The 18,744-nt window shown below is 73.3% G+C and carries 19 protein-coding genes and 1 riboswitch; of the genes, 10 read left to right on the top strand and 9 right to left on the bottom strand.

Annotated elements, in window-relative coordinates:
* Positions 1-49 precede the first annotated feature (49 nt).
* Entirely contained in the window at positions 50-1,375 is a 1,326-nt protein-coding gene (bioB, locus tag GA0115242_RS03250; RefSeq protein WP_093824276.1) for a biotin synthase BioB, read from the bottom strand.
* A gap of 148 nt (positions 1,376-1,523) precedes the next feature.
* On the opposite strand from bioB, the gene GA0115242_RS03245 reads away from it, so the two are divergent.
* On the top strand, positions 1,524-2,654 hold the full coding sequence (locus GA0115242_RS03245; protein ID WP_093824274.1) for an 8-amino-7-oxononanoate synthase: 1,131 nt from the start codon (positions 1,524-1,526) through the stop codon (positions 2,652-2,654).
* Positions 2,655-2,793: 139 nt separating this feature from the next.
* On the opposite strand, the gene GA0115242_RS03240 is transcribed toward GA0115242_RS03245, so the two are convergent.
* Both GA0115242_RS03240 and GA0115242_RS03235 read right to left on the bottom strand, forming a co-directional pair.
* Positions 2,794-3,021: a DUF397 domain-containing protein gene (locus GA0115242_RS03240; protein ID WP_093824272.1), complete on the bottom strand. Its 228-nt coding sequence runs from the start codon at positions 3,019-3,021 to the stop codon at positions 2,794-2,796.
* A gap of 9 nt (positions 3,022-3,030) precedes the next feature.
* Positions 3,031-3,894: a helix-turn-helix domain-containing protein gene (locus tag GA0115242_RS03235; RefSeq protein ID WP_093824270.1), complete on the bottom strand. Its 864-nt coding sequence runs from the start codon at positions 3,892-3,894 to the stop codon at positions 3,031-3,033.
* Positions 3,895-4,108: 214 nt separating this feature from the next.
* On the opposite strand from GA0115242_RS03235, the gene GA0115242_RS03230 reads away from it, so the two are divergent.
* Positions 4,109-4,567: an ATP-binding protein gene (locus GA0115242_RS03230; RefSeq protein WP_093824268.1), complete on the top strand. Its 459-nt coding sequence runs from the start codon at positions 4,109-4,111 to the stop codon at positions 4,565-4,567.
* Positions 4,568-4,674: 107 nt separating this feature from the next.
* On the opposite strand, the gene GA0115242_RS03225 is transcribed toward GA0115242_RS03230, so the two are convergent.
* Positions 4,675-5,148, bottom strand: a complete 474-nt coding sequence (locus tag GA0115242_RS03225; RefSeq protein WP_093824266.1) for a C40 family peptidase — start codon at positions 5,146-5,148, stop codon at positions 4,675-4,677.
* Positions 5,149-5,151: 3 nt separating this feature from the next.
* A riboswitch (cyclic di-AMP (ydaO/yuaA leader) is annotated at positions 5,152-5,366 on the bottom strand.
* A 310-nt stretch (positions 5,367-5,676) separates the two neighbouring features.
* A complete protein-coding gene (locus GA0115242_RS03220; protein ID WP_093824264.1) occupies positions 5,677-5,988 on the bottom strand; it encodes a hypothetical protein in 312 nt (103 codons plus the stop codon).
* A gap of 175 nt (positions 5,989-6,163) precedes the next feature.
* Here GA0115242_RS03220 and GA0115242_RS03215 point away from each other — a divergent pair, with 175 nt between their 5' ends.
* The 8 genes from GA0115242_RS03215 (at position 6,164) to GA0115242_RS03180 (ending at position 12,867) form a co-directional block, all read left to right on the top strand.
* Positions 6,164-6,436, top strand: coding sequence for a type II toxin-antitoxin system Phd/YefM family antitoxin (locus GA0115242_RS03215; protein ID WP_093824262.1), 273 nt, complete (start codon positions 6,164-6,166; stop codon positions 6,434-6,436).
* A 211-nt stretch (positions 6,437-6,647) separates the two neighbouring features.
* Positions 6,648-6,950 carry an urease subunit gamma gene (locus GA0115242_RS03210; protein WP_093824260.1) on the top strand — a complete coding sequence of 101 codons (303 nt, stop codon included), beginning with the start codon at positions 6,648-6,650 and terminating at the stop codon, positions 6,948-6,950.
* 10 nt (positions 6,951-6,960) lie between these two features.
* Positions 6,961-7,272, top strand: coding sequence for an urease subunit beta (locus GA0115242_RS03205; RefSeq protein WP_093824258.1), 312 nt, complete (start codon positions 6,961-6,963; stop codon positions 7,270-7,272).
* A complete protein-coding gene (locus GA0115242_RS03200) occupies positions 7,265-8,986 on the top strand; it encodes an urease subunit alpha (protein ID WP_093824256.1) in 1,722 nt (573 codons plus the stop codon). The genes GA0115242_RS03205 and GA0115242_RS03200 overlap by 8 nt, the downstream gene beginning before the upstream one ends.
* Positions 8,986-9,660 (top strand): urease accessory protein UreF, encoded by a 675-nt coding sequence (locus GA0115242_RS03195; RefSeq protein WP_093824254.1) that lies wholly within the window; start codon positions 8,986-8,988, stop codon positions 9,658-9,660. Before GA0115242_RS03200 ends, GA0115242_RS03195 begins: the two co-directional genes overlap by 1 nt.
* 47 nt (positions 9,661-9,707) lie before the next feature.
* Entirely contained in the window at positions 9,708-10,385 is a 678-nt protein-coding gene (ureG, locus tag GA0115242_RS03190) for an urease accessory protein UreG (protein ID WP_093824252.1), read from the top strand.
* Positions 10,382-11,140: an urease accessory protein UreD gene (locus GA0115242_RS03185; RefSeq protein WP_093824531.1), complete on the top strand. Its 759-nt coding sequence runs from the start codon at positions 10,382-10,384 to the stop codon at positions 11,138-11,140. The genes ureG and GA0115242_RS03185 overlap by 4 nt, the downstream gene beginning before the upstream one ends.
* Positions 11,141-11,268: 128 nt before the next feature.
* Entirely contained in the window at positions 11,269-12,867 is a 1,599-nt protein-coding gene (locus tag GA0115242_RS03180) for an alpha/beta hydrolase (RefSeq protein WP_093824250.1), read from the top strand.
* 67 nt (positions 12,868-12,934) lie between these two features.
* Here the strand turns inward: GA0115242_RS03180 and GA0115242_RS03175 are convergent, their stop codons facing one another.
* From GA0115242_RS03175 to ddaH, 4 genes are all read right to left on the bottom strand, one after another.
* Complete coding sequence (locus GA0115242_RS03175; protein WP_093824248.1) at positions 12,935-13,651, bottom strand: lysophospholipid acyltransferase family protein; 717 nt, start codon at positions 13,649-13,651, stop codon at positions 12,935-12,937.
* Positions 13,652-13,851: 200 nt separating this feature from the next.
* The gene (locus tag GA0115242_RS03170) at positions 13,852-16,407 is read right to left on the bottom strand and encodes a SpoIIE family protein phosphatase (RefSeq protein WP_093824246.1); all 2,556 of its coding nucleotides are present in this window, start codon (positions 16,405-16,407) and stop codon (positions 13,852-13,854) included.
* 206 nt (positions 16,408-16,613) lie between these two features.
* The gene (gene rocD, locus GA0115242_RS03165; protein WP_093824244.1) at positions 16,614-17,840 is read right to left on the bottom strand and encodes an ornithine--oxo-acid transaminase; all 1,227 of its coding nucleotides are present in this window, start codon (positions 17,838-17,840) and stop codon (positions 16,614-16,616) included.
* Positions 17,837-18,658 (bottom strand): dimethylargininase, encoded by an 822-nt coding sequence (gene ddaH, locus GA0115242_RS03160; protein ID WP_093824242.1) that lies wholly within the window; start codon positions 18,656-18,658, stop codon positions 17,837-17,839. The genes rocD and ddaH overlap by 4 nt, the downstream gene beginning before the upstream one ends.
* Between the last annotated feature and the right edge of the window lie 86 nt (positions 18,659-18,744).

Here is an 18,744-nt window from a genome sequence, read left to right as displayed (position 1 = left end):
CCCTCCGGACGAGCCCCCGTCGGGCAACTCCTGTCCAGACACCGTCCGTTCAGGCATTGGGCGCGATGTCCGTCCCCGCGCCGCGTCGCCGGACGGCCACCAGGTCGGTCCGCGCCTCACCGGGAACCTTCCCGGACGCGGGCACCGCCGCCCCCGTCCCGGCCTCCCCGGACGCCGTCACCGGCACCGTCCCGCAGACCGCGTCCGCGCCACCGTCCCCCGGCGACCCGCAGCCGGCACCGGCGTGCGACCCGCACCCACCGCCCGTGTGCGACCCGCACCCCGCGTCCCCCGCGGACCCCGCGTGCGACCCGCACCCGGCATCCTCCGCGGACCCGGCGGCCGGGCCGCAGCCGGTCACGGACGCGCGCGACCGGTGGCCGGGGAGCGTCACCTCGTCGGAGCCCTCCACCTCGAACCCGGCGTCCGCGATCATGTCGAGGTCGGCCTGTCCCGCCTGGCCCTCGCTGGTCAGGTAGTCGCCGAGGAAGATCGAGTTGGCCAGGTGCAGCGCCAGCGGCTGGAGCGTGCGCAGGTGCACCTCACGGCCGCCCGCGATCCGCACCTCGACGTCCGGGCAGACGAACCGCACCATCGCCAGCACGCGCAGGCAGCGCTGCGGGGTGAGGTGCCACTCCTGGGCGAGCGGGGTGCCCTCCATCGGGATGAGGAAGTTGACCGGGACCGAGTCCGGGTCGAGGGCGCGCAGCGCGAGGACGACGTCGACCAGGTCCTCGTCCGTCTCGCCCATGCCCGCGATCAGACCGGAGCACGGCGAGAGACCGGCCGCGTGCGCCTTGCGGACGGTGTCGACGCGGTCGGCGTAGGTGTGCGTGGTGGTGATCTCCCCGTACGTCGCCTCGGACGTGTTGAGGTTGTGGTTGTAGGCGTCGGCGCCCGCGTCGCGCAGCCGCTCGGCCTGGCCGTCGGAGAGCAGGCCGAGGCAGGCGCACACCTCGACGCCCTCGTTCTCGTCCTTGATCGCCTTGATGGTCCGGGAGACCCGGTCCACGTCGCGGTCGGTCGGACCGCGCCCGCTCGCCACCAGGCAGACCCGCTTGGCGCCGCCCGCGAGCCCCGCCGCGGCCGCCCGGGACGCCTCGTCGGGCTTGAGCCAGGTGTACTTGAGGATGTCGGCCCGGGAGCCGAGCCGCTGGGAGCAGTAGGAGCAGTCCTCGGGGCAGAGCCCGGACTTCAGGTTGACGAGGTAGTTGAGTTTCACCCGTCGGCCGAACCACTGCCGCCGCACCCGGCCGGCCGCGGCCACCACGTCCAGCACGTCGTCGTCGGAAGTGGCGAGGACGGCCAGCGCTTCCTCGCGGGTCGGCAGCTCGCGCCGAAGCCCCTTGTCCACCAGCGTGTTCAGCAGGTCCATGGGAGCCGATCCTTGCCTACCCGACCCACCCAGGCAAAGGAGGCTTCATACAACAGAGCCCCTTCGACGTGTGGGTATGGCCACATCCTGCGCCGTCGACCCGACGGCTAGTGTCTGTCCACTGCCTACAAAAAGTCCCGGAGGAGCCATGGCGGCGTTCGGCTGGATCGACGAGCAGGCGGAGCTGCGTCGCCGCGCCGGGCTCGTCCGGACGCTGCGTCCGCGTCCCGCGGACTCCCCGCTGCTGGACCTGGCGGGCAACGACTACCTGGGCCTGGCCCACCACCCCGAGGTCGTCGAGGGCGCCGCCCGCGCGGCCCGTGTCTGGGGCGCGGGTTCGACCGGGTCCCGGCTGGTCACCGGGGACACCGAGCTGCACGCGGAGCTGGAGCGCGAACTCGCCGCCTTCTGCGGGTTCGAGGCGGCGCTCGTCCTCTCCTCCGGCTACACGGCCAACCTCGCCGCGGTCACCGCGCTGGCCCCGCACGGCTCCCTGCTGGTCTCCGACGCGGGCAACCACGCCTCGCTGATCGACGGCTGCCGACTGGCCCGCGCCGAGCGGCAGATCGTCGCGCACCGCGACCCGGAGGCGGTGCGCAAGGCGCTGCGCGGCCACCGGGGGCCCGCGCTGGTGGTCTCCGACACGGTCTTCTCGGTCGACGGCGACGCCGCCCCGCTGGCCCGGCTCGCCGAGGTCTGCCGGGAGTCGGGGGCGGGGCTGCTGGCCGACGACGCGCACGGGCTCGGCGTCCTCGGGGACGGCGGCCGGGGCGCCGGGTGGGCGGCGGGGCTCGCGGGCGCCGACGACGTCGTGGTGACGGCGACGCTCTCCAAGGCGCTCGGCAGCCAGGGCGGGGTGGTGCTCGGACCGGCCCGGGTGATCGACCATCTGGTCAACGCGGCACGGACGTTCATCTTCGACACCGGTCTCGCGCCCGCCGCCGTCGGCGGGGCCCTGGCGGCGCTGCGGCTGCTCGGCCGGGAACCGGGGCGCGCCGAGCGGGCCCGGCGGGTCGCGGCGGAGCTGTACGCACGGCTGACCGCCGCGGGGCACGAGGCGGTGCGCCCGGACGCCGCGGTGGTCTCCGTACGCGCTCCGTCCCCGGAGGCGGCCGTGCGCTGGACGGCCGGGTGCCGCGGCGCGGGAGTGGCCGTGGGGTGCTTCCGTCCTCCTTCCGTGCCCGACGGCGTCTCCCGGCTCAGGCTGACGGCCCGTGCGGACCTCTCCGGGGAACAGATCGAACGCGCTGTACGGGTGATCGGCGGTACACGACCATGAGTCGGCGTGACACGGCCGTGCTCCGTCCGCGATGGAATTGATCAGACTCGCGCAGGTGCGAACAGATCGGGTGGAGTCCTAGCTGAACCAATCAAAACTGCTCAGGACGTACGGGTCGGCTCGGGCGTGGTGCCTCCGCTCAGACCCGGAACGCGGCCGTGAACCGCGCCCAGCTCCCGGGGGAGAACAGGAGCGCGGGCCCGGCCGGTTCCTTGGAGTCGCGGACGGCGAGCAGTCCGGCGCAGCGGCCGGAGCGCGGCAGGGCCGTCTCGACGCAGTTGTTCGCTCCCGTGCTGTAGCTGCTGCGCAGCCAGCGCACACCGTGCAGTTCGGTGGTGCGCGGTACGTTCCGAGGCAGTACTGACATGGTGCCTCCTTACGCGCCGTCAGCCATCCCGGCGATGTAATCCAACGAGTCCTCGGGCGAGAGGGCGCGGATCTGAAGGGTGGTGAAGGCCTCGGTGTAGGCCCGGAGGTCTTCTTTCCGTTCGAGATAGAGGCTACTCGTCAAGTGGTCGAGCACCACCACGTCCAGATCAGAAGTGCTCGAAAATGAGAAGATAACGAAAGGGCCGGTCACGCCCACATGCGCCCCGGCAGTGAACGGCAGTACCTGGAGCCGCACTTGGGGAAGGCGCGCCGCCTCGATGAGCCTCTGGAGCTGGCGGACCATCACGCCGGGGCCGCCGATCTCCCGGCGCAGCACCGCCTCGTCCAGCACGGCGCTGAGCCGCAACGGCTCCTGCGCGCGCAGCACTTCCTGCCGCGCCACCCGCACCGCGACCAGCGCGTCGAGCCGTTCGTCGTCGAGTCCGCCGACGGCGGCGCTGGTCACCGCCCGTGCGTACTCCGGGGTCTGGAGCAGCCCCGGCACCACGGAGGTCTCCAGCGTGGCCATGGCACTCGCCTGCGACTCCAGGCTGATGAAGTCGCGGTACGTCGGCGGAAGCACCCCGCGGTACGCGTGCCACCAGTGGTGTCCGCCCCCGCCGCCCTCGTCGCCGCCCGCCAGCACCAGGAGCAGTTCGCGCTGTTGGGGATCGGCGACCCGGTACGCGTCCAGCAGTAACCGCACATCGGCCTGTTTCACCCCACTGGCGCCGGTCTCGATCCGGCTGACTTTCGACTGGTGCCATCCCACGATGCGGGCGGCCTCGCCGCTCGTGAACCCCGCGACCGTGCGCAGGGTGCGCAGTTCCGCGCCGAGTTTCCGGCGGCGCACCGCGGGACCATGTTGCATGGGGTACTCCCTACTCCCTCCGGGCCGCCCAAATACGGTCTCGCGTCGTAGAGTTCACCGCTTTGAGCGACAGATATATGCATATCTTGGTGGATCGCCAGCCGGGACGGGTGCGGCAGTGGCAGTCTGGCGGCGAACCACCAGTCCGGGACCGTACTCGAACCATCCGTTCCATGTCGGACTCTCGGTCCCGAGGGAAAGGGACGACGTCGCCATGGCAGACCACCTGGAAGCATCCGTCACTCTGCCGAGCGAGCCCGGCTCGGTCTCCGCGGCCCGCGGCTACGTGGTGTCGACCCTCGTCGAGTGGGGGCTCGCGGTCGACAGCGACGCCGTCGACACCATCCGTCTGATCGTCTCCGAACTGGCGACCAACGCCGTCCAGCACACCTTCGGCCAGTCGCCGACCTTCACCGTGGGGATGGAGCTGGAGCGTCACGAGCACCTGCGCATCGGGGTCACCGACAGCCATCCGCGGTTTCCGAAGCGGCTGCCCGCCGCCGTGCAGCAGGACAACGGGCGGGGCATGGTGATCATCCGCTGGCTGACCGCCGAGTGCGGCGGCCGGGTGCGGGTGCGGCCCACCAGGGAGGGCGGCAAGACCGTCTCGATCGAGCTGCCGTGGACCGTCGAGGCCCGCCCGGTCTCCCGGGCGGGCCTGCGGGAGCCGTAGCCGCCCGTGGACGGTGACGGCGGGCCCCAGGAGGGCCGTGCCGCCGCCGCGGGGCCGGGACGGGCCCCAGACGGCGACGGCGGGCCACCAGTGCCCTCGCGCGCGGGTCAGCTGACCCGGCCGTACCAGACGCTCTTGGTCCAGATCTTCTGCAGCCGCACCACGTCCCCGGTCTTCGGGGCGTGCCAGATCTTTCCCTTGCCCGCGTAGATGCCGACGTGGTAGACGCTGGAACCGGAGTGGAAGAACACGAGATCCCCGGCCTTGCGGCTCTTGGACGAGACGTGGTGGGTCTTGTTGTACTGCTGGGCGGCCGTCCTCGGCAGGCTCTTGCCCGCCTTCTTGAACGAGTACAACGTGAGCCCGGAGCAGTCGAAACGGCCGGGTCCGATGGCGCCGTACCGGTAGGGGGAGCCCTTCTTGGAGGCCGCCACCTGGAGTGCCTTCGTCGCCGGCGTGGCGGCCGCCGCGGACGAGGCCACACCGGGGACCACGACCGACCCGCCGACGGCGGCGATCGTGAGGGCCGAGGCCGTACCGGCCCTGACCATGAGCGACGGGACACGATTGAGCGCAGTCATGCGCAACCCTTCGTCAGCCGCCTGTGAAGGATGACCTGTCGGATTCGGGCTGGCGAAGTTGCCCGGCCGCGTGGTCGCGGCTTCACCCCAAGGGCTGCTCGGACCCGGTCATGGCGTGACCGTCCCGGCGACCCGTCGTGCTCGGGTCCTCCACTCCTGCCGATCCACTCCTGTCGACCGGTCATCCGGGCGGCGGCAGGACTCGGCGTCCGCCCGGATCGCCCCGCCGCTGCGGCGGGGGCTTGTCGTCAGTCAGGGATCTTGGCGCACGGATGTCTGAAAATCCCAATGGAACCGGGTATTTGTGTTGTTCCTCACCACTCGCCCGATCGGGTGGACACCCGGCGCCGCGCACCGCTTCCGAGGGTGCGGGGGAGGCCCGGACCAGCGACGGAACGCGCTTTCCCCGCCGTGCGGTAGGCGCCATGCGCAACCGCGAGGTCCCTGATGAGCAGTCATGAGTCCTTCGAATGGGGGTAAGTCGTTCGGTCCGTTTCGAGCGCGCCCTGGACACCGCATGGGTGTACGTCAATTCCCGTCGGCGGGAGGCAGGGTGACGCGCGCGGTGCGCCGTTCACCGTCGAGCGCCCGCAGGGCGCGCGCGAGGGTCGGCGCGTGCAGTTCGCTCTCGCCCCGCCCGTGCATCGTCGCGAGCGCGTCGCGCAGTTCGGTGGCCCGCGCCACCAGGGCCTGGGCCGCCCTGAGTCCGGCGTAGGTGGAACCGTCCCGGCCGGGGTTGATCCGGCCGAGCAGGTCGACGGCGTCGAGGTAGCGGTCGATCAGCTCGCCCTCGGCGCGGGTCAGCGCGGGCAGCGGCGGGAGTTCGGGCGGTCGGGCCATGGCGGACCCCTCCAGGGTGGGAGCCGGCTTCCGGGAGCGGCGCTCTCCTTGAAAACGTACAGGACGTACAGTCGCGGGGACGGGGTTCCGGGGACATCACCACCCGTCAACTCCCGTGCCGGGGAACGCCGATGTCACCCCGGACGGGCTCCGGAGACGGCCGTAAGGTGGGGACATGGCCTACGAGATTCCCGTGACCCAAGCCAGGGCCGAGCTGGCCGACCTGATCAATCGGGTGGTGTACGGCGGCGAGCGCGTGGTCGTGACGCGGCACGGGAAGCCCCTGGTCGCCTTGGTCTCCGCCGCCGACCTGGAGCGGCTCGCCGCGCTGGACGCCGCCGCGGAGGGCCCCGTCGTGGGCGCGGTCGGCGCGGTCGCCGGGGTCCGCGAGGCCGCCCCGCGCGAGCACCGGCGCCACGGCGTCGCGGCCGAGCACCGCGGCCCCTGAACCCGCCGCGCGGTTCCCGTCCCACCCGGCCGTATACGGTCGCCCGCGGGCCGCGGGAAGCCGCCCCGGGCCGGGTCGTGGGATCACCGCGGGGTTAACGTGTTCGAAACCCCGCCCGACTAGCCTGCCGACCCACGCCACCAGGGACGTCGCCCCGTGGCCGCGGCACTCCGGGCCCCGCCGGTCCGGAACGAGGACTGTGAGGTGTGACGTGCAACTGACCCCGCACGAGCAGGAGAGGCTGCTGATCCACGTGGCGGCCGACGTGGCACAGAAGCGCAGGGACCGCGGGCTGCGGCTCAACCACCCGGAGACGGTCGCGCTCCTCACCTCCCACATCCTGGAGGGCGCCCGCGACGGCCGGACCGTCGCGGAGCTGATGGCCTCCGGCCGCACCCTGCTCACCCGGGAGGACGTCATGGACGGCGTCCCCGAGATGATCCACGACGTCCAGGTCGAGGCGACCTTCCCGGACGGCACCAAGCTCGTCACCGTCCACGACCCGATCGTCTGAGGGGGCGCCCGTGATTCCCGGAGAGATCCTGTTCGAGGACGACCCGGTCGTCTACAACGAGGGCCGCGAGGTCACCGCGCTCACCGTCCTGAACGCCGCCGACCGGCCCGTCCAGGTCGGCTCTCACTACCACTTCGCCGAGGCCAACCCCGGTCTGGACTTCGACCGCGCGGCGGCCCGCGGCAAGCGCCTGAACGTCAGCGCGGGCACCTCGGTCCGCTTCGAGCCCGGCATCCCCGTCGACGTCGAACTCGTCCCCCTCGCCGGGGCCCGGATCGTGCCCGGACTGCGCGGGGAGACCGGAGGTGCCCTCGATGCCTGAGATCTCCCGCGCCGCCTACGCCGACCTCTTCGGCCCCACCACCGGCGACCGGATCCGGCTCGCCGACACCGATCTGCTCGTCGAGATCGAGGAGGACCGCTCCGGCGGCCCCGGCCGCGCCGGTGACGAGGCCGTCTTCGGTGGCGGCAAGGTCGTCCGCGAGTCCATGGGCCAGTCGCTCGCCACCCGCGCGGACGGCGCCCCGGACACCGTCGTCACCGGCGCCGTGGTCATCGACCACTGGGGCGTCGTCAAGGCCGACGTCGGCATCCGCGACGGCCGGATCACCGGCATCGGCAAGGCGGGCAACCCCGACACCATGGACGGCGTCCACCCGGAGCTGGTGATCGGTCCGGAGACCGAGATCATCGCGGGCAACGGCCGCATCCTCACGGCCGGGGCCGTCGACGCGCACGTGCACTTCATCTGCCCGCAGGTCGCCGACGAGGCGCTCGCCTCCGGGGTCACCACCCTCGTCGGCGGCGGCACCGGGCCCGCCGAGGGCTCCAAGGCGACCACCGTGACGCCCGGCCCTTGGCACCTGGCCCGGATGCTGGAGGCGATGGACGGCCACCCCCTCAACATCGGCCTCCTCGGCAAGGGCAACACCGTCTCCCAGCAGGCGATGCTCTCCCAGATCCGCGGCGGCGCCCTCGGTCTCAAGCTGCACGAGGACTGGGGCTCCACCCCCGCCGTCATCGACGCGGCCCTCACCGCCGCCGACCTGACCGGCGTCCAGGTCGCGATCCACACCGACACCCTGAACGAGGCCGGTTTCGTCGGGGACACCCTCGCCGCGATCGGCGGCCGGGGCATCCACGCGTACCACACCGAGGGCGCGGGCGGCGGGCACGCGCCGGACATCATGACCGTCGTCTCCGAGCCGCACGTCCTGCCCAGCTCCACCAACCCGACCCGGCCGTACACCGTCAACACCGCCGAGGAACACCTCGACATGCTGATGGTCTGCCACCACCTGAACCCGGCCGTCCCCGAGGACCTCGCGTTCGCGGAGTCCCGCATCCGGCCCTCGACCATCGGTGCCGAGGACGTCCTGCACGACCTGGGCGCCATCTCGATCATCTCCTCCGACTCGCAGGCCATGGGTCGGGTCGGAGAGGTGATCCTGCGCACCTGGCAGACCGCCCACGTGATGAAGCGCCGCCGGGGCGCCCTGCCGGGCGACGGCCGCGCCGACAACCACCGGGTGCGCCGCTACGTCGCCAAGTACACGATCAACCCGGCCCTCGCGCAGGGCCTCGCCCGGGAGATCGGCTCGGTGGAGACCGGGAAACTCGCCGACCTGGTGCTCTGGGAGCCCGCGTTCTTCGGCGTCAAGCCCCTGCTGGTGCTCAAGGGCGGCCAGATCGCCTACGCGCAGATGGGCGACGCCAACGCCTCCATCCCGACCCCGCAGCCGATCCTGCCGCGCCCGATGTTCGGCGCGACCGGGCGGGCGCCCGCCGCCAACTCGGTCAACTTCGTCGCGCCGCTCGCCGTCGAGGACGGTCTGCCGGAGCGGCTGCGGCTCGGCAAGCGGTTCGTCGCCATCGAGTCCACCCGGGCGGTGACCAAGGCCGACATGCGGGAGAACGACGCCCGGCCCGAGGTGCGGATCGACCCGGACAGCTTCGCCGTGCACATCGACGGCGAACTGGTCGAGGCGGCACCCGCCGCCGAACTGCCCATGGCCCAGCGTTACTTCCTCTTCTGATGTCCAGGTCGGCACTGCTGCTCCTGGCCGACGGCCGGTTCCCCGCCGGAGGGCACGCGCACTCCGGCGGCGCCGAGGCCGCCGTGGGGGACGGCCGGATCACCGGCGCCGCGACCCTGGCGGAGTTCTGCCGGGGACGGCTGCACACCACAGGACTGGTCGCCGCCTCCCTCGCCGCGGCGGCCTGTCTCGGCCTGGACGTCGTGGAGTTGGACGCGGCGGCGGACGCGCGCACCCCGTCGCCCGCGCTGCGGACGGCCGCCCGCAAACTGGGCCGGCAGCTGACCCGGGCCGCGCGCGCCACCTGGCCGAGCACCGAACTCGACGCGCTGGCACGGAAGTTCCCCAAGGGAGCGCATCAGCCGGTGGTGCTGGGGCTCACCGCGCGGGCCACCGGGCTCGGCGCCCTCGACGCCGCCTACTGCGCGGCCTACGAGAGCGTGAGCGGGCCCGCGTCGGCGACGGTGCGGCTGCTGAGCCTCGACCCGTTCGACGCGACGGGGGTCCTGGCCCGGCTCGCGCCGGACGTCGACCGGGTCGCGGACCTCGCCGCCGAGGCGGCCGGGCGGGCCGTCGGGCAGGGCGTGGACGTCCTGCCCGCCGCGTCCGCCCCGCTGTCGGAGATCGGCGCGGAGGCGCACGCCGACTGGGCGGTGCGCCTGTTCGCGTCGTGAGCCAGGGGGCTGCCGCCCCCGGGCACGGAGCACTCAAGGAGCCGTACATGCATCTCGACCACACCCACCACGGCGCCCCGGCCGTCGGCGCCGACGCCCGGCGCCCCGACGGGACCAGGCGCGCCCTGCGCGTCGGACTCGGCGGACCGGTCGGATCGGGGAAGACGGCGACCGTCGCCGCGCTCTGCCGGGCGCTGCGCGACGAACTCTCCCTGGCCGTCGTCACCAACGACATCTACACCCGCGAGGACGCCGAGTTCCTGCTCCGCGAGGCCGTGCTGCCGCCCGAGCGGATCAGCGCGGTGGAGACCGGGGCCTGCCCGCACACCGCGATCCGGGACGACATCTCCGCCAACCTCGAAGCCGTCGAGGACCTGGAGGACGAGGTCGGCCCGCTGGACCTGATCCTCGTCGAGTCCGGCGGCGACAACCTCACCGCCACCTTCTCCAAGGGCCTCGTCGACGCCCAGGTCTTCGTGATCGACGTGGCGGGCGGCGACGACATCCCGCGCAAGGGCGGCCCCGGCGTCACCACCGCCGACCTCCTCGTCGTCAACAAGACCGACCTCGCCCCGTACGTCGGCTCCGACCTCGCGCGGATGGCCGCCGACGCCAAGGCGCAGCGCGGTGAACTCCCCGTCGTCCTCCAGTCGTTGCGTGCCGGGGACGGCGTCGCCGACGTCGCGGCCTGGGTGCGCGGGCGGCTCGCCGAGTGGACCGCGTGAGGACGCACGGCGTCCGCGCCACCGCCCGGATCGTCGCCCGGCGCGACGGCCGGGGCGGCACGAGCCTGCCGGTCCTGGAGGGCGAGGGGCCGCTGGCACCCCGGCGCACCCGGGGCGGCGCGGCCGAGGCGCGGGTGGTGCTCGTCGGCGCGATGAGCGGCCCGCTCGGCGGCGACCGGTTCGCGGTGCGGGCCACCGTCGAACCCGGCGCCCGGCTGCGGGTCTCCTCCGCCGCGGCCACCATCGCGCTGCCCGGCCAGGCCAAGGGCGAGGCCCACTACGACGTCCGCCTCGACATCGAGGACGACGGCGAACTGGTCTGGCTCCCGGAGCAGTTGATCTCGGCGGCGGGCAGCGATCTGCGGGTCACGACGCGGGTGGAGGCGGCCCCCGGGGCCCGGGTGACCCTGCGCGAGGAGCAGGTGCTCGGCCGGTACGGCGAGGAGCCGGGGCGGCTCACCAGCCGTCTGGTGCTGCGCAGCGGCGGACGGCTGGTCCTCGACCAGGAGCTGGCCTGCGGCCCCGGCGCCCCCGGCGGCTGGGACGGCCCCGCCGTGCTCGGCGGCCGCCGGGCGGTCGGACAACTGCTCGTGGTGCGGCCCGAGTTCGAGTCGGCGGCGCCGCGGGCGCGGCTGCTCGGGGGCGGTGCCACCCTGGTGCCGCTGGCCGGGCCCGCCGTGCTGGTGACCGCCGTCGCGGCCGACGCGCGGCTGCTGCGCCGGGTGCTGGACGAGGCGCTCACCGCGATCGGCTGACCGCTCAGCGGGACATCACATTCCGGCTATCGGATTGGCAAAGAAGGTCAACGCCCCCTGTTCTCAGCGCGCTCACAGCAGCGAGGATCCCCCGTACCGATTCGAAACGATGTACGGGGAGGTCCCACTTGAGGGGTATCGGAACGAACAGGCGGGCGGCTGCGCTCGGTTCCGCCGGCGTGTTCGTCACGGCCGCGCTGATAGCCGGCGCCGTCGCCGCACCGTCGGCCAGCGCCGGGACCCGGCACGGCCAGGACCGTGAGGCGCGCGGCGCTGCCATCGCGGCGGACCGGGCCGCCAAGGCCGGTGTCGACTGGCAGGACTGCCCCGCCGACTGGGGCCTGGCGGCCCCCATCCAGTGCGGCTGGGTCAGCGTCCCGCTCGACTACGCCAAGCCCTACGGCAAGCAGATCAAGCTCGCCGTCGACCACATCGGCAACACCGGCACCAAGGCCGAGCGCCAGGGCGCGATCGTCTACAACCCCGGCGGCCCCGGCGGTTCGGGCCTGCGCTTCCCGACCCGGGTCACCAACAAGAACCCGGTCTGGGCGAACGTCGCCAAGGCGTACGACTTCGTCGGCTTCGACCCGCGCGGCGTCGGCCACTCCGCGCCCATCTCCTGCCAGGACCCGCAGGAGTTCGTCAAGGCGCCCAAGCTCGACCCGGTGCCGGACTCCGAGGCCGACAAGCGCGTCCAGCGGAAGCTGGCCGCCGCCTACGCCAAGGGCTGCGCCGAGCGCACCGGCAGGCAGACGCTGGCCCAGATGACCACGCCGAACACCGTGCGCGACCTCGACGTGATCCGCGCCGCCCTCGGCGAGAAGAAGCTCAACTACCTGGGCGTCTCCTACGGCACCTACATCGGCGCCGTCTACGGCACGATGTTCCCGGGCCACCTGCGCCGCATGGTCGTCGACAGCGTCGTCAACCCGTCGCGCGAGAAGGTCTGGTACCAGGCCAACCTGGACCAGGACGTCGCCTTCGAGGGCCGCTGGAAGGAGTGGCAGGACTGGGTCGCCGCCAACGACGCCGCCTTCCACCTCGGCACCACCCGCGCCGCCGTCCAGGCCAAGTGGCTCGACCTGCGCGCCAAGGCCAAGAAGGCCCCGCTCGGCGGGGTCGTCGGACCGGCCGAACTGATCAGCTTCTTCCAGAGCGCGCCGTACTACGACTCGTCCTGGGTGCCGATCGCCACCGTCTTCAGCAAGTACGTCGCCGGTGACACCCAGGCGCTGATCGACGCCGCCGCCCCCGACATGTCGGACACCGCGGGCAACATCTCCGCGGAGAACGGCAACGCCGTCTACACGGCCGTCGAGTGCACCGACGCCAAGTGGCCCACCAGCTGGCAGAAGTGGGACCGCGACAACACCGCGCTGCACAAGAACTACCCGTTCATGACCTGGGCCAACGCCTGGATGAACCTGCCCTGCGCGACCTGGCCGGTCAAGCAGCGCACCCCGGTCGAGGTCACCAGCCACAAGGACCTGCCGCCGGTCCTCATCGTGCAGTCCACCAACGACGCCGCCACCCCGTACGCGGGCGCCGTCAGCCTGCACCAGCGCTTCAAGGGCTCCCGCCTGATCACCGAGAAGGACGCGGGCTCCCACGGCGTGACCGGACTGGTCAACACCTGCATCAACCAGCGGGTGGACACCTACCTGCTCACCGGCGGGCTCGACGCGGCCGACGTCACCTGCGCCCCGCACGCCACGCCCAAGCCGTAACCCGGCGACGGCACATGAGGAGGGGGCGACCGGAACTCCGGTCGCCCCCTTCGCCGTTCGCGCCCGCTCAGCCCAACGGCAGCCGCGGGAAACGCCGTTCCGGCTCCTGCGCCTGCTGCGCCTTCGCCACCGCCGCGTACTCGTCGACGTACTCCTGCTCGGACAGCGACAGGATGGCGTACATGATCTCGTCGGTGACGGCGCGCAGGATCGCCTTCTCGTCCTCCATCCCGGCGTAGCGGGAGAACTCCAGGGGCTCGCCGAACCGGATCGCCACCGGGTGGACGTTGGGGATGACCTTCCCCGGCGGCTGCGCCTCGAAGGTGCCGATCATCGCGCACGGGATCACCGGGGCGCCGGACTTGAGGGCCATCACCGCGACCCCCACCTTGCCCTTGTAGAGCCGCCCGTCGTGCGAGCGGGTGCCCTCCGGATAGATGCCGAGCAGTTCGTCCTTGGAGAGCACCCCGAGGCCCTCGCGGATGGCGGCCTGCCCCGCCTCCTTGCCCGTGCGGTCGACCGGGATCTGGCCCGCGCTGCGGAAGAACGCCGCGGTGAGGCGGCCCTTGATGCCGGGGCCGGTGAAGTACTCCTTCTTCGCCAGGAACGTGATGCGCCGCTTGAGGATGGCGGGCATCAGGAAGTGGTCCGAGAAGGAGAGGTGGTTGCCGGCGATGATGGCGGCGCCGGTGGCCGGGACGTGGTCGAGGCCCTCGATGCGAGGCTTGAAGAGCACTCTCAACAGGGGCCCCAACAGCACGTACTTGAGGACGTAGTAGAACACGGGGTCGCTCCCAACGGTACCGATTCGGCCCGAGGGCCGCGTTCACACAGGTCAGGGGTGATGTTGGAGGAGATCAGTTTACGGGCGGCTCCCGGTACGTGTAACCGGCTCGACCGGGTCTCATGCGGGCCGGGCCCGTTCCGGCACGGCGTTTCGCCGGGTACCGCCCCGCTCGTCCGGTAACCGGGACCCGGCCGGAGTCAGTCCGGCGGCCCGGACAGTGACTGCTCCGCCCAGATGACCTTGCCCTCGGGCGAGAACCGGGTGCCCCAGCGCTGGGTGAACTGCGAGACCAGCAGCAGCCCCCGGCCGCCCTCGTCGGTGGTCCGCGGATGCCGCAGATGGGGCGCGGTCGCACCGCCGTCGCTGACCTCGCAGATCAGCGCGCGGTCCCGGATCAGCCGCAGCCGGATCGGCCCGGCCGCGTGCCGCATCGCGTTGGTGACCAGCTCGCTGACGACCAGCTCGGTGGTGAACGCCAGCTCCTCCAGGTCCCACGCGGTCAGTTGCCTGGCCGCCGCCTTGCGGGCCACCGCGACGATCGCCGGGTCGGACGCCAGCTCCCAGTCGGCCACCTGGTCCGCGCCCAGCAGCCGGGTGCGGGCCATCAACAGGGCCACGTCGTCGTGCGGATGGGCCGGGATCAGCGCGTCGATCACCGCCCCGCACCGGCTGTCGAAGGACCCGGTGGTCCGCTCCAGCGCCGCCCGCAGCCGCTCCCGCCCGGCGCCGCCGTCCTCGCCTTCGCCGTCGGCGAGCAGCCCGTCGGTGTGCAGGACGAGGGTGCTCCCGGCGGCGAGCGTCAGCTCCACCGACTCGAAGGGCGGCCCACCGGCCCCCAGCGGCGGCCCCTGCGGCAGTTCGACGAAGCCGACGCCCCCGTCGGGCCGCACCACGGCGGGCGCGGGGTGTCCGGCGGCGGCCATGGCGCACCGGCCGTCGACGGGGTCGTACACCACGTAGACGCAGCCCGAGCCGACCGCGCGCATGCTGTCGCCGTAGGAGTCACCGGCCGGGTCGGGACGCACGCCCTCCTGCTGCGCGGCCGTACCGACCAGGTCGTCGAGGTGGGCGAGCACCTCGTCCGGCGGCAGGTCGAGCGCGGCGAGGGTGCGCACCGCCGTGCGCAGCCTGCCCATCGCGGCGGACGCGTCGATGCCGTGGCCCGGCACCTCGCCCACCACCAGCGCCACCCGGGCCCCGGAGAGCGGGATCAGGTCGTACCAGTCGCCGCCCAGGCCGGTCAGTTCGTCGGCGGGGCGGTAGCAGGCCGTCACCTCCACCGCGTCCTGCTCGGGCAGCCGCCGCGGCAGCAGACTGCGCTGGAGCGCCAGCGCCGCGTTCCGCTCCCGGGTGTAGCGGCGGGCGTTGTCCACGCAGACGGCGGCCCGCGACACCAGGTCCCCGGCCAGGTGCAGATCGCCCGCGTCGAAGGGGTCCTGGCGCCCGCGCCGGAAGAACGTCGTCACCCCGAGGGTCACGCCCCGCGCCCTGATCGGCACCACCATCGCGCTGTGCAGGCCGAGTTCGCGGAAGGTCGCGGCCCGCCCGCCCGGCGCCCGGCTCGCCCACTCGGAGGCCGCGGGGTCGAGCCGCTCCCGCCGCCAGGCCCGCCCCGAGGCCAGCGTGTGCAGCGGAGGCGACCCGTCCAGGTACCCGACCTCGGTCCCGACCTCCACGGACGCGGCCTCGACGACGTCCCCGCACCCGTCGTCGCACCCATCGCCGCTGACGCCGTCGCCGTCGTCGCCGGAGCCCGGGGCCGCGCCGCCGGGTGCGCCGTCCGGGTCGACCGAGCGCTGACCGGCCCGGCGCAGCACCGGCGCGGCAGGTTCCCCGGGCGGCACCGGCACGGGTTCCGCCCCGCGCAGCACCCACTCCAGCAGGTCGACGGTGACCAGGTCGGCGAAGTCGGGGACGGCCACGTCGGACAGCTCCTGGGCGGTCCCCTCGATGTCCAGGGTGCGGCCGATGCGCTCGCCCGCCCGGTCCAGGAGCGCCAGCCGCTGCCTGGCCCGGTGCCGCTCGGTGACGTCGACGACCGTGTAGTAGACGCCCGTCGGACAGCCGCGCTCGTCCTCCAGCCGGGTGAACGACAGCACGTGCGCGGTCTCCCGGTGCGGGGCCGAGCGCAGCCGGCCGACGTGCTCGTAGCCGATCACCGGCTCGCCGGTCGCCAGCACCCGCCGCATCTGCGCCTCGATGGCGTCCACGTCGACGCCCGGCTGGACCTCCGCGAGCCTGCGGCCCAGGCGCTGCCCCGGCGGCCCGCCGCCGAACCGGGTCAGGGCCGGGTTCGACCAGACGAACCGCAGCTCGGTGTCGACGACGGCTATCCCGACCGGCGACCGGGTGAGCATCGTCTCCAGGACGGTGCGGCTCATGTCCCAGCCCGGAGCGCCCCGCAGGTCGGACAGGAGGACCAGCCAGCGGTCGGCGCCGCCCGGCTCCACGGCGGGCGTCACCCGGGCCATCACCGGCACCTGGCCCCCGTCCCCGCGCCGGGCGGTCAGCAGCCCGGCCCAGCCGTCGTCGTGCAGGCACCGCTGGGCCAGCTCGGGCACCCGGGCCGCGTCGGTGGGCACCAGCAGACCGGCCACCCCGGTGCCGACGACCTCGGAGGCGGGACGGCCCAGGAGGCGCTCGGCGCCCCGCGTCCAGCTCGTGACGACGCCCCGCGCGTCGAGCAGCAGGGGCGCGGCATCGGCGACGTCGAACCGCTGCCGGTCCCCGCTCCGCTCCTCCTGAGCACCCACGGCCGACCTCTCTGTCGCGGAGCGTGGTCTTCCACCTCTTCTCCATCTTCACTCGCCCCGCCCGCCGGTGCGCGTGGCCCGGAGCGGGGGAGTGACGGAGGGACGGCGACCGGGTGCCGCGGCAGCGCGCCGGTCCCGGCCCGGACGGGACGGACGACGCCGCCTCACCGGGCCGGGACCGGCGCGGGAACCCTGCCCGCTGCCGCTCAGGCGGCCCCGACCAGCACCCGCTCCAGGGTGCTCAGGGCGTCGAGCAGCTCCTCCTCCGTGATGGTCAGCGGGGGAGCCAGCCGGATCGTCGAGCCGTGGGTGTCCTTGACGAGAACGCCCTCGTTCATCAGGCGGGCGCTGATCTCGCGGCCGGTGCCCAGGGCCGGGTCGATGTCGACGCCCGCCCAGAGGCCGCGGGCGCGGAAGCCGACGACGCCCTTGCCGACCAGCCCCGTGAGGCCGTCCCGCAGGACCGTGCCGAGCTCCGCGGCCCGGCGCTGGAACGCGCCCGTCTCCAGCAGCTCCACCACCGCCGTGCCGACCGCCGCGGCCAGCGGGTTGCCGCCGAACGTGGAGCCGTGCTCGCCGGGCCGCAGCACCCCGAGCACCTCCCGGTCGGCCACCACCGCGGAGACCGGCACGATCCCGCCGCCCAGCGCCTTGCCGAGCAGCACCACGTCCGGCACGACCCGCTCGTGCTCCACGGCGAGGGTGCGCCCGGTGCGGCCGAGGCCCGACTGGATCTCGTCCGCGACGAAGAGGCAGTTCATACGCCGGGTCAGCTCCCGCACCCCGGTGAGGTAGCCGTCGTCCGGGATGATCACCCCGGCCTCGCCCTGGATCGGCTCGATCAGCACCGCCGCCGTCGTCTCGTCGACGGCCGCCTCCAGCGCCGCGAGGTCGTTGTACGGCACGATCCGGAACCCCGGCGCGAACGGCCCGAACCCGGCCCGCGCCGTCTCGTCGGTGGAGAACCCGACGATCGTCGTCGTCCGGCCGTGGAAGTTCTCGGCCGCGACCACGATCGTCGCCCGGTCCGCCGGGACGCCCTTCACCTCGTACGCCCACTTGCGGGCCACCTTGATGCCGCTCTCCACGGCCTCCGCGCCGGTGTTCATGGGCAGCACCATGTCCAGGCCGGTCAGCGCCGCGAGGCGCTCCGCGAACCCGGCGAGCCGGTCGTTGTGGAAGGCGCGCGAGGTGAGCGTCAGCCGGTCGAGCTGCTCGTGCGCCGCCGCGATCAGCGCCGGGTTGCGGTGGCCGAAGTTCAGCGCCGAGTACCCCGCCAGCATGTCCAGGTAGCGGCGGCCCTCGACGTCCTCCACCCAGGCGCCCTCCGCGCGGGCGACCACCACGGGCAGCGGGTGGTAGTTGTGCGCGAGCACCGGCCCCTCCGCGCGGATCAGGTCCTCGGAGGAGCGGGTGCGGACGGGAGCGGTCATGAGCGGATCTCCTGGGTGCAGCACTTGATGCCCCCGCCTGCCTTGCGGAACTCGGACAGGTCGACGGGGACGGGGACGTAGCCGTGCTCGGACAGCCGGGTGGCGAGCGCCTCGGCCTGCGGCGCGATGAAGACGTTCCGGCCGTCGGAGACGGAGTTCAGACCGAACGCCGCCGCGTCCTCGCGGGTGGCGAGCACCGCGTCCGGGTACAGCCGCGCCAGCACCTCGCGGCTGCCCGCCGAGAACGCCTCGGGGAAGTACGCGATGTTGTTGGCGGGCCCGTCGTCCAGCACGAACAGCGCGGTGTCGAGGTGGTAGAAGTGCGGATCCACCAGCGTCAGGCTGATCACCGGGTGACCGAAGAACTCCTGCACCTCGCGGTGCGCCTCGCGGGTGGTGCGGAAACCGGTGCCGGCCAGCATGTACCGGCCGGTCCACACCAGGTCGCCCTCGCCCTCGCACACGTACTCCGGGCGGTGGACGTCGAAGCCCGCCGTCTTGAACCACAGGTCGTAGTGGGTCGACTCGGGGCGCCGCTCGGGCGCGTGGAAGAGGGAGCCGAAGACCCTGCCGTCGAGGACGACCGCGGAGTTCGCCGCGAAGACCATGTCGGGCAGGCCGGGGGCGGGCTCCAGGCTGTCCACGTCGTGGCCGTGCGTGCGGTAGGCGTGGATCAGCGACTGCCACTGCTCCCGCGCGAGGTCGACGTCGACCGGGGTGTCGGGATGCATCCAGGGGTTGATCGCGTACTGCACGGCGAAGTGTCTGGGCTCGCAGACCAGGAAGCGCCGCCGGCGCGGCACACGGGTGTCGGTCACAGAAGGGTCCCTCCGCTGTCCTACGAAGGTCGACCGGTGTCGACGTGGGGTTGACACCACGGTAAGAAATGACCGAGACGCCGGAC

The sequence above is a fragment of the Streptomyces sp. SolWspMP-5a-2 genome (genome assembly GCF_900091845.1).
GTDB classification, from domain to species: Bacteria; Actinomycetota; Actinomycetes; order Streptomycetales; family Streptomycetaceae; genus Streptomyces; species Streptomyces doudnae.
The sequence above is the reverse complement of the archived record's forward strand: the minus strand, read 5'-3'. Positions and strand labels throughout refer to the sequence as shown.